14 protein-coding genes are annotated in these 12487 nt (G+C 39.9%); 5 read left to right on the top strand and 9 right to left on the bottom strand.

The window, feature by feature from the left end; genetic code table 11:
* Positions 1 to 25 precede the first annotated feature (25 nt).
* Together VK159_RS01620 and VK159_RS01625 are read left to right on the top strand one after the other, a co-directional pair.
* Complete coding sequence (locus VK159_RS01620) at positions 26 to 181, top strand: hypothetical protein (RefSeq protein WP_324228389.1); 156 nt, start codon at positions 26 to 28, stop codon at positions 179 to 181.
* Between the two features lie 209 nt (positions 182 to 390).
* Positions 391 to 1572, top strand: coding sequence for a T9SS type A sorting domain-containing protein (locus tag VK159_RS01625; RefSeq protein WP_324228390.1), 1182 nt, complete (start codon positions 391 to 393; stop codon positions 1570 to 1572).
* A 109-nt stretch (positions 1573 to 1681) separates the two neighbouring features.
* On the opposite strand, the gene VK159_RS01630 is transcribed toward VK159_RS01625, so the two are convergent.
* From VK159_RS01630 to VK159_RS01655, 6 genes are all read right to left on the bottom strand, one after another.
* Entirely contained in the window at positions 1682 to 2227 is a 546-nt protein-coding gene (locus VK159_RS01630; protein WP_324228391.1) for an NADPH-dependent FMN reductase, read from the bottom strand.
* 53 nt (positions 2228 to 2280) lie between these two features.
* Positions 2281 to 2805, bottom strand: coding sequence for a carboxymuconolactone decarboxylase family protein (locus VK159_RS01635; RefSeq protein ID WP_324228392.1), 525 nt, complete (start codon positions 2803 to 2805; stop codon positions 2281 to 2283).
* Between the two features lie 29 nt (positions 2806 to 2834).
* The gene (locus VK159_RS01640) at positions 2835 to 3263 is read right to left on the bottom strand and encodes a DUF6526 family protein (protein WP_324228393.1); all 429 of its coding nucleotides are present in this window, start codon (positions 3261 to 3263) and stop codon (positions 2835 to 2837) included.
* Between the two features lie 7 nt (positions 3264 to 3270).
* Positions 3271 to 3714 (bottom strand): nuclear transport factor 2 family protein, encoded by a 444-nt coding sequence (locus VK159_RS01645; protein WP_324228394.1) that lies wholly within the window; start codon positions 3712 to 3714, stop codon positions 3271 to 3273.
* A gap of 67 nt (positions 3715 to 3781) precedes the next feature.
* On the bottom strand, positions 3782 to 4378 hold the full coding sequence (locus VK159_RS01650; RefSeq protein ID WP_324228395.1) for a Crp/Fnr family transcriptional regulator: 597 nt from the start codon (positions 4376 to 4378) through the stop codon (positions 3782 to 3784).
* Between the two features lie 182 nt (positions 4379 to 4560).
* Entirely contained in the window at positions 4561 to 7026 is a 2466-nt protein-coding gene (locus VK159_RS01655; protein WP_324228396.1) for a TonB-dependent receptor domain-containing protein, read from the bottom strand.
* A 211-nt stretch (positions 7027 to 7237) separates the two neighbouring features.
* Between VK159_RS01655 and VK159_RS01660 the strand changes: the two genes are divergently transcribed.
* Positions 7238 to 8437 (top strand): glycosyl hydrolase, encoded by a 1200-nt coding sequence (locus tag VK159_RS01660; RefSeq protein WP_324228397.1) that lies wholly within the window; start codon positions 7238 to 7240, stop codon positions 8435 to 8437.
* A 59-nt stretch (positions 8438 to 8496) separates the two neighbouring features.
* Here VK159_RS01660 and VK159_RS01665 read toward each other — a convergent pair whose 3' ends face one another.
* The 3 genes from VK159_RS01665 to VK159_RS01675 form a co-directional block, all read right to left on the bottom strand.
* The gene (locus tag VK159_RS01665) at positions 8497 to 8751 is read right to left on the bottom strand and encodes a hypothetical protein (protein ID WP_324228398.1); all 255 of its coding nucleotides are present in this window, start codon (positions 8749 to 8751) and stop codon (positions 8497 to 8499) included.
* A 139-nt stretch (positions 8752 to 8890) separates the two neighbouring features.
* A complete protein-coding gene (locus VK159_RS01670) occupies positions 8891 to 9325 on the bottom strand; it encodes a VOC family protein (protein WP_324228399.1) in 435 nt (144 codons plus the stop codon).
* Positions 9326 to 9716: 391 nt separating this feature from the next.
* Positions 9717 to 10421, bottom strand: a complete 705-nt coding sequence (locus VK159_RS01675; RefSeq protein WP_324228400.1) for a hypothetical protein — start codon at positions 10419 to 10421, stop codon at positions 9717 to 9719.
* Between the two features lie 247 nt (positions 10422 to 10668).
* Here VK159_RS01675 and VK159_RS01680 point away from each other — a divergent pair, with 247 nt between their 5' ends.
* Both VK159_RS01680 and VK159_RS01685 read left to right on the top strand, forming a co-directional pair.
* A complete protein-coding gene (locus VK159_RS01680) occupies positions 10669 to 11094 on the top strand; it encodes a helix-turn-helix transcriptional regulator (RefSeq protein ID WP_324228401.1) in 426 nt (141 codons plus the stop codon).
* Between the two features lie 111 nt (positions 11095 to 11205).
* Positions 11206 to 12141 (top strand): ATP-binding protein, encoded by a 936-nt coding sequence (locus VK159_RS01685; RefSeq protein WP_324228402.1) that lies wholly within the window; start codon positions 11206 to 11208, stop codon positions 12139 to 12141.
* Positions 12142 to 12487 lie beyond the last annotated feature (346 nt).

Consider the following 12487-nt stretch of genomic DNA (forward strand, 5'->3'; position numbering starts at 1 on the left):
TACAATCAAACTAAAAATTCAAAAAATGAAAAAGATATTATATATGGCTATTGCCTTCGCTTTTGTCAGCAGTGTTTATGCAGGTGTTACTGCCGATAAACCAAAAAAGAATAAGAAAAAAACAGAGCAGTGTTGCAAGAAAACAGATGCATGCTGCAAAAAAGAAACAGCAAAAAAGTAAGTGTTGTTTTCGTGTAAACATGGGCTGCCTCATTACGAGGCAGCTTTTTTATTGCTTTTAAGCAAGTAACCATCTAGCAGAGAAGGATAAATATCCGGTTACGAAATAAGTGTAAAACAGTAAATACAAAAACGAGCATTTATCAGCACTGGATATTGGCTTAATCTTGCATTGTAAAACCCAATATAAAATCCAAAATCCAACTGACTATGAAAAAGTTCTTCTTTTCCATTTGTTTTTCCTTTTCATTACTCCTATTAAATGCACAGGCCACCAGTATACCTTATACAGGTTTGTTAATTGCCAGTGGCACAGCAGGCCCGGCAGGCGATGATGTTATATTAGATGCAAACATCCCTTTTGCGTTTAGTTTTTATGGAACCGGCTATACCACCGCACGCATCAGCACCAATGGTTTTATTTGGTTATCTGATGCCGGTAGTGAAGGCTGTTGCAATGGCTTTTCAATTCCCGCTGATCCGGATATAACAAATGCTTTCATCGCACTTACCCAAACCGATTGGTACCCGGATGCACCCGTGAATGGCACTATTTTTTATGCCGTAACAGGCACCGCACCCAACCGTGTATTTGTTGTTCACTACGAGAACATACAACACATTTCATCAGCCGATAGAATGACAGGAGAGATTCAACTGTACGAAACTACAAATGAGATCAGGTTAGTGATGAGTAGCCTCACAGGTATTGCAGCCGGCTATACTGCAACAATGGGTATTGCAGCCGGTGATGGAGTTAATGGCTATGCTGTTGGTACCCGTAACCAGAGTACCAGCTATTCAATTACTAATGAAGCCTGGTCTTTGGTTACACCGAGCTCTACCTTACCTGTTAAACTAACTGGCTATGACGCAAGAAAAGTTTCGGCTTCTGCTGTTTTAGAATGGAGTACCGATTTTGAAGAGAACAATAGTCATTTTGTAATTGAGCGAAGTGCAACAGGTCGTGATTTTAAACAAATTGCAAAGATCAGTTCAAAAGGTAATACTACAGCAGGTCACCAATACAGTTATACAGACGTTAACCCATTAAACGGAAAGAACTACTATCGTTTGGTGCAATACGATCTTGACGGTAAATCTGTTTACTACGGTATCAAGTTGGTGAATTTCGAATCAGCATCGCAAATAAAAATAATGCCCAACCCTATTGCTGACAACTTCAGCATATCCATTCAAAGTTTGCAAACAAGTGATGTGCAAATAACTGTTTTTGATATACACGGCAGAAAAGTAGCAGCACTCACAAAGAGCTTAAGAACCGGCACAAATGTGATCCCTGTTGTTTCAACCGAATGGGCAAGCGGTTTTTATACTGTTAAGATTGATCAGGACGGAATGATAAGCACACATAAATTAGTTAAGAAATAAATTTAACAGCTCTGTTTTGAAATTACACAAGCCATATGATTGCTCATATGGCTTGTTTTTTTGATTCTCACAAACGATAATCTCGGTTCACCTTAAATAGAACGAGAGACTATTTTTCAACCATTGCTTTAAATGAATTTATAAATGCTTCAAAATCCTCTTTCGTTTTCTTATCTGTTATTTCTCCGTTCTCATTGAGCTTTCCTTTAACACCGGAGATCAACAACGTTGTTTCTGCTGTAAATTCAGCCATTATTGTTTTCATGATCAATTGTAATTCTTCATGCCCTTTTCTTCCACTTGCCGAAGCTGTGATCAGTCCAGTTGGCTTATTTGAAAAAACTGTTGTTGATACACACCATTCAATTGCATTTTTAAGTCCGCTGGGAATGCTGAAAACATATTCCGGTGTGCAGATCAAAACGGCATCTGCTTTTTCAATACTCGCTCTGAAATCGAGTATTACTTTTGGCGTATTCTCAATTGACAATTCAGGATCAAAATGAGGAAGTGTTTTCAGGCTGTTAAAAATATCTACATCAAAATACTCCTTCATCTGCCCAGCAAAGTTGTTGATGAGCTTTTGATTTGCTGATCGTTCACTGGCACTGCCGTTGATCACAAAAATTGCCGGTCGTGTATCTTCTGTTTTCATGTTCTTTCAAAGTTAGCTTTATAAATAAGTTGGATTGATAGTAATTTTACTGATCAAACTGCTTGCCTTGCCAGCGATTGGTTCAATCGCTTCGCAGATACCAGGTAATTGTTGATGTAATTCGAAATAACTTTCAATGAGATCAGTCCAATAATATCCACCAATTGCTTTTCTGTAAGGTTCTCCTGCAGGAACTGGACAACATAACCCGGGTACTCATCGCTGCCAGCATGATAAATATATTCCGTTGCCTCCAGCAATACATTTAATTGATCATTGCTTGTATTACCTCCATCAATGATGGCTTTAATATCAGTTTCAGCAACGCCTGCTTTTTTGAGCAAGTAGCTATGTCCTTTCATGCACGACTCACAATGATTAAGTGTTGAAACTTTCAACTCAATCGCATTCATCTCTATCTGCGAAAAAGATGCACTCTCCATTACTGCCGTACCGCTGGTGTACAGGTATGCTGTATGCACGCTGCGTTCTGCTGCTTCTTTAATAATGCCCGGTACAATACCAAAGCTTTCAATTGCCAGGTCGTACACCTGTTGCTGTGTAATTTCTTTTTTCATTTTTGTTTGATTAAGTAATAAGTAAATAGTTATACCCTCATAAGATCAGGTTTCCATTGTTTGATGTTTCGTTTTATTTGTACGCCTTGTAAGTTTAATGTTTCGGCATCTGCAAAAAGATCCAGTAATTCATGATCGGGTGCAAAGCGTAGTGCTGCCAGTTGCGAAAAACTCAATTTGTCTTCCAGCAGTTCAAATGATTTTCCGGTGAGTAAATAATACCGCAGCCGCAATTCAAGACGTATGATCCTGTCCTGGTTTTTCTTTGCATAAAAGCGGGTAACAAAAACCGTGAGGTGCAGCAGTATGGAAACGATAAGCAAAAGAATGGAAGTGAAGTCAAAATGGATGTACACGTTGATCAATGCGACAGGTATCAGCACCAGCGATAAAGGCACAAGAACATAGTGATACAACGGATGTTTCCTGATGTGATTTGAAAAATTTTGATGTTGCATAAGTTAATTATTGATTGTTGATTGTTATTATTTGAGGGATGTCATGAACAATAAGCCATTGGCCATTTGTATTGATCAGGTTGTAGTAGTTGGTAAAAATGGACTTCTCCCCTTTCAGCTCCACTTTTACAACGGCCGCTGCTTCATGTACATCGGTAAAAAGAATGCGAAGCTCCCTTTTATTACCGCCAACTTTTCCTGCCTTCATCATTCCCAGGTATTGCTCACGGGAAAGAATGGCGCTGCTGCCGGAATTGTTGTAATTGTTCAGTACCACACGAAAATCTTTATCGAGAAATTTTTCTGCTGCCGCAATGTCCTGCGCATCTACTGCTGATGCATAAATGCGGATAAGTGTTTCAATGATCTGTTTGTTCATTTTGCTTTTGTTTTGTGCATACGTAACTGTTACCGTAACAGAGAGCAATGCGATGAATAGAATCTTTTTCATACCTGTTTGTTTCAGATACAAAATTCTAAACTGTGCAAAATGATTTTTGTGACTTAAATCAAAAAGTTTAACGGGCCGAGCGGCTGCGGATGCGGCTCAGTGTTTCCCTGCGGATGCCAAGAAAAGAAGCTACATATTGCAGTGAGATACGTTGTATGATCTCAGGAGATTTTTGCATAAGGAACCTGTAGCGTTCTTCAGGATCGTAAAGTGTGTACATTTCTTTCCAATCATTTTCTTCCACGATCATGCCTTCAAGTATGGCACGACCTACGGCCTGCAGCTCAGCCGATTTTTCATAAAGACCAATAAGCTCTTCTTTGTATAATCTTGCGGTAACGGAATCTTCCAATGCCTGCAGGTAAAGATGAGAGGCGGTTCCTGCGCTGAGGCTTTTCATATTGGTTAAGCAAATACCTTCGAGGTAGATACCTGTTGTAATATCTTCTCCATCCTTGTTGGAATAGGCACGAAAGGAGCCTTGATAAATGAAATCAATATGTCTGCAGATCTTACCTTCTTCCACGCTGTACTCGCCTTTTTTAAATTCTCTTACACTCAACACGCTTTCGATCAGCTCCCATGTTTCATTGGAAAATGAAGTGAATGTGCTGATGTGCTTTTTGTAAGATGAAAAAATTGTGGAAGCGTCAGGAGATTTCATGATGCTTCAAAAATAATGAATTAATGAACGTTGAAGGATTTGTGAAATGTCTGGGCAAGTTTTAGCCATCTGCAGAAATATGCCCGATGAAAAACAGCAATCGATAAAAATCAATTTGATTCTTTTAACGGAAAGCTCATCGGGGAAGATCACTCAAAAAAGACCCCATTCATCAGATTTCATTAAAACTCCTTCTCGCCCATTTCACTCACGGGAAGATTGATCTTCCTGTTTTTGCGCAGCAGGTTAAAACTTAACGAAAGTTGTACCTGGTCTGTTTCGTAAATGTAATTAGTGGTTGTATAAAAATCAGGTCCGTAAGTGGTAATACGCTGACGATTCGATTTCTTTAACCCTGCATCCATGTTCAGCCATTGCAATTGAAAACTCCAGCGTTTATCCATGCTTGTTTTCTTCACCGTAAAATTGGGTGTTAAGAAATAACCGTCTTCACCTTGTGCAGTGGCTCGCAACGACAGATAATTTACGCTCAACTGCAGCAACCATCTTTTTGGCAAACTAAACGATTGTGTACTGTTGATGCTATACACCCAGCTGTTGTTACGCACCGCAACAGCACCGTTAAAAATGCTTCCCTTAATATCGTACTTGTACACATTACCTCCAACGATGGTTTGCCAAACATCAGTTACCTGCATTGTAAAGTTTGTTTCAATGCCTGTTTGTATGGCACTGCCTGCATTGGTGTACACACGGTTCAAAATAGTATCATTGAAAACTTTATTCACCCGTTGAATGGGATTCTTTGTTTGCTGATGGTACAGTGTAACAAAAAAACTTCCTTTTGAAAACTGCTGTTCAACACCCAGCTCATAAGTACCGATAAACTCAGGCAACAATTGCGGATCGCCTTGCTCCAGTGTTTCAGAGTGTTCACGTTCAGGAAATGGATTCAATTCATAGTTGTTGGTGCGTTTAATGCGTCGGCTGTAACCTGTTTTCAATACCGCTCTGTCCCATGCTTCGTACCGTAATTGCAACGAAGGAAAGAAATTCGTCAACGGCAGTTTTGTTTTCTGGTTATTCAGTGAAAACAAAAGATTACGTTCCGATTCTTCTACACGAATACCTGCACTGTAACTGAAGCGTTTTACTTTTTCTGCATACTGCACATAACCCGCATGAATATGATTGGTAAGATTTACGTTGCTGGTAAAATTGGGATCTACTGTAAAGTTATTTGTGCCTGATATTTTCGTGCGGTAAAGAAACCGTCCGTCCTGCACATCGTACCTGTACTGATAGCCTGCCTGAAAATTTCCATTGCCCACTTTTCTGCTATAATCCAATTTCAACCGGTATGCATTCAATGGATTTGAAGAAGGATTTTCTGTGTACTGCACTGTATCTGCTAATGAAGGATAAGAAAGATTATTATTGGTGGTTAATCCTGAAAGATTCGCCCGTTCAAACAATGCAGAAAACACAAGCTTCGATTTATCGGCAAACAAATGAGTGTAATCCAGATTAGCCAACGTAAACACACCTTCTTTCTGTTGTGTGTTTTCATTGAAGTAGGTAAAGTTGCTCACTGTTCCAGTTGAAAGATCTTCACGCTGATTATTGTACAACAGATCGGCCACACGTGTTTGATAACGCTTACCAATATAAAAACCACTGCTGATGTTATTGTTTTTATTGATCTCGTATGCAACTGCTAACCTTCCACCATAATTGTAGCGGTTAAAACTTCGTTCGCCATTCGAAGGGAAACTTGTTTTGATATTGTTGATTACAGTAAACACATCTCCTTCCCTGTAACCTGCCAGATCGTTACGCAGGTAATTCAATCCACCGCTGATATCCCATTTATTTTTTCGAAACGCAGCTGATACATCTGCACTGTGCCGATGCGGATATTTATTGCGTTGATTGTTGTAGGTATTCAATGCAGGCAACCCACCCATTACGTTGGCCTGTATCATTAATCCATCTTCTACTCCATTTTTTGTAATGATATTAAGAATGCCGCTTTTCCCATCCGCATCATACATCGCAGAAGGATTGGTGATGATCTCAATACTTTCAATGGCATCGGCAGGCAACTGATTCAACACAAATGCAGGATCGCCCTGTGTTGTTTTACCGTTCACCAATACTAAAAAACTTGTCGATCCACGGAGAGAAAGTTCACCTTGTCCGTTTACAGAAACAGAAGGCAGGTTACGCACCACATCAATACCGGTACCGTTGGACGCTGCACCAAACTGCGATGCTTTAAAAACCTGTCGGTCTATTTTAAATGAAACAGGTGGTTTAATTCCTTTCACAATTACTTCCGCCATGGATGAAACATCAGGATAGAGATACAGTGAACCAAGTTTATATTCCTGTGCCAGCTGATCGTAGGTAAGCTGTACTGTTTTTGTTTTAAAGCCTGTAAAACTGATGATGATCTCACGCAGACTTTTCTTCTCCGTACTCAGCTTAAAAAATCCTTTTGCATCGGATGATGTAGTTTTTAATTTCACACCATTTGAATCAACAAGCGTAATGGTTGCTCCCTGTAGAGGAATTTTCTGCATGCTATCGACCACATTCCCAAAAACTATTTTGGCTGTTTGTGCCTGTACGTTGCTGTAAAACACTACCAGGATAATGATGGCCAATAACTTCACTGATTTCATGCTGTTGATTAAAATAAGTGGCAAATATAACCGCAGACCGCCAATTTATACCACTGAATATCCATCTATCCGGTTTCAATTATGAGGGGTTCTTCGTTCAAACTGCGTTTCACCATGTTTTGTGATACAACTGCAATTTATATTTGGTAATGCTGAACACAGAAAACACGAATTCCGGTTTCTGTATTCAACGCAACGAATTGTAAAACGTATGAACATTCGAAATCTTCATCTTGTTCTCTTGCCATTGTTGATCGCTTTTGCTGCCTGTAAAAAAGGAGCTGATCAACCGGTCAATAATACAGGAGGAACTCCGCAGGGAAATTATTCCGGAACAAAACTCACTATATCTACCGGAGAAAAAGTCGTTTCACCGTGGGTTGAACTTTCGCCTGATACCATATATTCATCAGTGAACGCAATCTCTTCATTGTATAAAGCAATACCTGCCGGTTTTGAAGACAAAGCAGTTTCGTTTTTTCTGCCCAAGGGTTATATGGTTGTATTTGCTGCCAATTTCGATGGTACCGGTGAATCGGTTACCGTGGTTGCGAAAGACAACAATATCAAAGCCAACTTACCTGCACGCTTGCGTAACAGTATTTCGTTCATGAGGTATATGAAGATCAGTAATCCTGATAAGAAGGGAACTGCTTCTGTAAATGATGCAGCAGTACAGGCCTTCGCTGCGCAATGGTATTACGGATGGAGCCTCAACAAATCTTCGTTTCCCGATCAGCAATTTATTCCAATGACATGGGGTAAAGGTGCATGCACAGATGCAAATGTGAAATACCTTGTTGAGCGTAATGATGTTGATCATTTACTATCGTTCAACGAACCGGATAATTCTTCACAATCAAATATTCCGGTTATCGATACAGCCATTCAACGCTATAAAATAATGCAGAAAACAGGTTTGCGGTTAGGTGCGCCTGTAACAGAACAGGACAATACATTTGGCACAGGAAAATGGCTTACTAATTTTATGGCGCAGGCACAATCGCAAAAACTACGGATAGATGTACTTCCCATTCATTGGTACGATTGGGGAAATCAAACCAACAATGGCACTACCGATTCATTAACAGCTGAAAAAGTATTTACACGTTTTGTAAGCTTTGTTGAAAAAGTGCACCAGGCTTATCCTTCACTTCCAATTTGGGTAACAGAGTACAATGCAAATCCAAATCGTTCATCTGATGTTGTTCACAGGTATTTTATGAAACTGTCGACCGAATGGATGAACAGCACTTCGTATATCGAACGGTATTCTTATTTCTTCCCTGCTGCTGTTCCTGCAGTGCTACCTGACAACAGCCTTACTGTTGCCGGTGCTTATTGGAAAAGTTTACCTTCTTCCAAATCATTGTCGGGGAATATTGTGGCAGATATAGTATTGGTGCAATGAGAGAAACTAATTGAATAGATAGTTACAGCGTTAAAAGATTAAGACACTGTACGAAAACCCTATCGCAGCTTTCGCCCTTTTAAAATTGTTTCTACTTCTTTCAATCGTTTATTTTTTGGGTCGTTCACCAACCTGTAAATAATGTATAAAGGAATGAGCATTAAAAATCCAAAGCTGTTGTTGAAAACACTGTACACAACAATGCCAAAAAGAAAACCAACCAGGAATGCATTTGTTACCGAAAAAGATTTCAACTTTTTTGCTTCTGCCAACAGTTCCTCATCGGATAGTATCGAAAAATCTGTTTGTTCCATTCGTGATTTCAATTTATGTTGCTGAGCAATTTTTTTGCATGCAAAATAGTTGCTGTTTGGCACAAAAGCAAGCAAAGTATTTTGTGTACAGGTATTGTAACAACTCTAACAAACTTTGTCAATTCATGATTCGGCTATTTCAGCTTGCGCTGTTCGCTGCATCAAACTCCACCATCCATTCAATGCCATACTTATCCCGGAACATACCAAAATAAGAACCCCAGGGACTGTTATCGATGGGCATCTCAATTTCGCCACCGGCCGACAGACCATTAAACAATTGATCGGCCTCCTCTTTGGTGGCTGCATGCACTACAATTTTACTTCTGTTTTCCCGCTCGTTGGTGGGCCCCATAAATTCGGGCACATCGTTGCCCATTAACGTACTGCTGCCAATGGGTAAGGCGATGTGCATGATGTTATTGGCTTCTTTTTCTAATGGAGTAAAGTGCTCATTGGCCATGTCTTTAAAACGCACGACTCTTGTAAATGAACCGCCAAAAACAGATTGATAAAACAGAAACGCTTCTTCGGCATTGCCGTTAAAGTTGATGTGAGGATTAATGTGTGGCATGTGTATGTTGTTTGATCTTGTTTCAAAACTAACAATTACCTATAACCGGTTGAAGGTGTAATAGCGACAAAAAAGAGGTTGATTGCGCTATACCGGGGTTTACAATGGCCGTTTGCTTAAAGTGAGCTGCCACTCTGAGCGCTTTTAATACGCTTTATATAGGCTTTATCTACGCTTTTGAGTGGGAGTAAGGGGAAAATTCAGGGATTGGGAATTAGGGGTTTGGAATAGGCGGGCTGCATTGAGAAGTTGGGGCCGGTAAGGCGGGAAGGTTGTTGCTCACAGATTGCACAGAAGGGCACGGATGAACAATTGGTTGCCAACCTTTTGGCGGGGCATTGCTTTTTGTGCAGGGAGGCACAAGGTTGGCAACCCTGTGCAAGGATATTAATTATGTGTGCTGTTGCTGCTGCAGAACATCGACATGTTTCAGCAGTTGTTTGAGTTGTTCGTAGAGATAGATCATGTTGCTGTGTTCTTGCCGGCCATCGCATTTTTCATTGCTACCTGTTACAGGTTGCCATTTACGGAGTGGACCGTCTTCATCTTCGGGTATGGCTCTTACATAAACGAGGTGTGTTGCTTCTAACAGTTTGTGCAACAGCAGCCAGCTCTTCAACACTTCTCCGCCGCTGATAAAGCCCTGCATGTTGTTGTGCGATAATGCATGCATCATGAGGTCTTTCAACAGTTCTTTCCATTTTTCAACTGAACGGTGGTTCTTTATTTTCTGAAATACTTTACAAGGGTTGGCAAATTCTTTTTGTGTAAGATGCCGTGGCAGAAAATGCCATGCTGTATTATTATTCGAGGGGCTGCAATAGCTTTCGTAAGCGGTGAGCCATTGTTGGTTGTGTGTACCGGTAAGTTTTGCGTTGTGACATACTTCTTCTTCCCGGAGCAGGTCGATGGCAGACTGGAGCAGTAAGCCGAGCCGATCGTAGAAGTAGATGAGATTGGAAGGTGTGCGGCCTTTCCAGAGACGGTTGGCCTGTGCTGCTTTGAGACTGTTGGCAAGGATATGTATTGCATCGGGCAGGCTCCAGCAGTCGTAAAAAGAAGCGATGGCGAGGCAGGGGGAAGGAATTTTGTTCATGGTATTACAGGTTAAGAGTTAAAGGTTATAGGTTGGCAGCCGATAGCCGGTAGTTGATAGTCGTGAGTCTTGAGTTGGGCATTGGTGCTGGTGTCGTCTGCAGCTGTTGCCTTTACAAAGTTGTTGTGTGATGGAGGGATATGCAATTTTGTAAAGGGATAGTTTATACGGCGGTGAGGATAATTTATGCCGGAAAGGGGTGTTTATCTCCTTTTCTTTTTTGCGTTAAGGAACTTATATTTGTTTTATGCATACAGAAAACAAAATCATACATGAAGGACGTAATGTAAAACGCTTTCGTGAAATGTTAGGTATTAAGCAGGAAGCACTTGCTGCTGCTCTTGGTGATGACTGGAACCAGAAGAAAATTTCTTTACTGGAAGCAAAGGATAAAATTGAAGCGGGTGTTTTGGAAGATGTGGCGAAGGCATTGAAAATACCTTCTGATGCTATTAAGAATTTTACAGAAGAAGCTGCGATTAACATTATTGGCAATACCGTTACAACTGTTAACGATAACGCTACCGGACAACTTTTTCAAATACAACCAACAATCAATCCCGTGGAAAAATGGATGGAGGTTGTTGAAGAAAATAAGAAATTGTATGCTGCATTGTTGAAGGAGAAAGATGAGAAGATTGCTTTGTTGGAAAGGCTACTAGAAAAAAAGTAAAGTCCTAAGCTAAAAGTTTCTTCCATTGAATAAGGTTAATATAAATCTTTTTGTAGGAAGGTATTGAAACCTTTTACTAACATCCTTTCTTGTATTTCAAATCAACATTAATTGAAAAGAAACACATCACTTTTTTTCGGAAAAAATTTAGCCGAAATCACTCTTGAAGATTTGAGGGACTATTTCAGCACTAGACAGGAGGAAAGCTCAAAGTTGGAGTTCAAGAGTGGTGAAGTAGAGATCACTGACGTTTTTAAAGAAATTGCAGCTTTTCTAAATACAGAAGGAGGCTTATTAATTATAGGCGCACCTCGTGAATTAAAGGAAACAGAGGGCAAACGAACCATCAGATATTGTCAAGGAGATTTAACTTTTTCGAAATTTGTAAGTAAGGATTGGTTGCAGCAAAAGATATTTTCAAATATTACTCCAAGCCCGACTGACATAGCAGTTAAAGAAATAAACACAACAGAGGGTAGCGTCTTTATTATTGATATTCCTCAAAGTTTTACACCTCCACATCAATCTAATTCAGATGGAAGATACTATATCAGAATCGACAATGAAGCGAAGCCCGCTCCCCATGGTTTAATTCAAGCATTATTTGAAAAAAGAAAAAAGCCAAAACTAACTGCAAGGCTAAATAAACAAACAAACGACGCTTTAAATGACTCGATTACAATATACATTCAAAATGAGTCATCAATTCCAGCTGACAAAGTGAGTTTTATTATAGACGTATACAATGTTAATTCTGTTGATAGCGATCATTTATTCCACAAAATTGACGATGATGGATTGGGAATTAAATTCACCCTTTCTGAAAATTCTCGCCAAATTCTTGCAAGTGTAATAGTCCTACAAATAAAACTAACTGTGGAACATGTTGGGAAAAACTATATCATAACAGTAAATTACTGGTGCAAAGACACAGACTTTGATTGCAAGTACTTTATCATCGATCCCAATAATGACAACATCGAGTCGCATCACTGGCTGGATGAGGGGGCTAGATTAACAGATAGGATAGACGATCTCCATAAGTAGATAAATAAAACCGCTTCTGGCGCAAGTGTTCCGCAGGATCACTTGTTGCTGTCTATTTTGTTCCGATTGCATCGGAAACTTCAAACGCTTTACCGTTGCAGTAAGGTACAATGCCGGAAATATTTACAAATGAACAGCTTTTGATTTTCAAATTCCCCGATACAATCGGGGCCGAATCAGTTGGCATCAAGTGATCCACTGAGGCGGAACACTTGCCTTTACTTTGATTTAAGATGAAATGAGATTAATTTTTCAAAGGAAAAGCAGAGGTGAACTTTGAGACTTGCTAAGTTTTTAGGCTTATCTGGCGCATTAGTCCTCTGCTTATCCCTTTGACATTGTGGTT

The organism is Lacibacter sp., from assembly GCF_035299325.1.
In the GTDB taxonomy this organism is placed as follows: Bacteria; Bacteroidota; Bacteroidia; order Chitinophagales; family Chitinophagaceae; genus Lacibacter.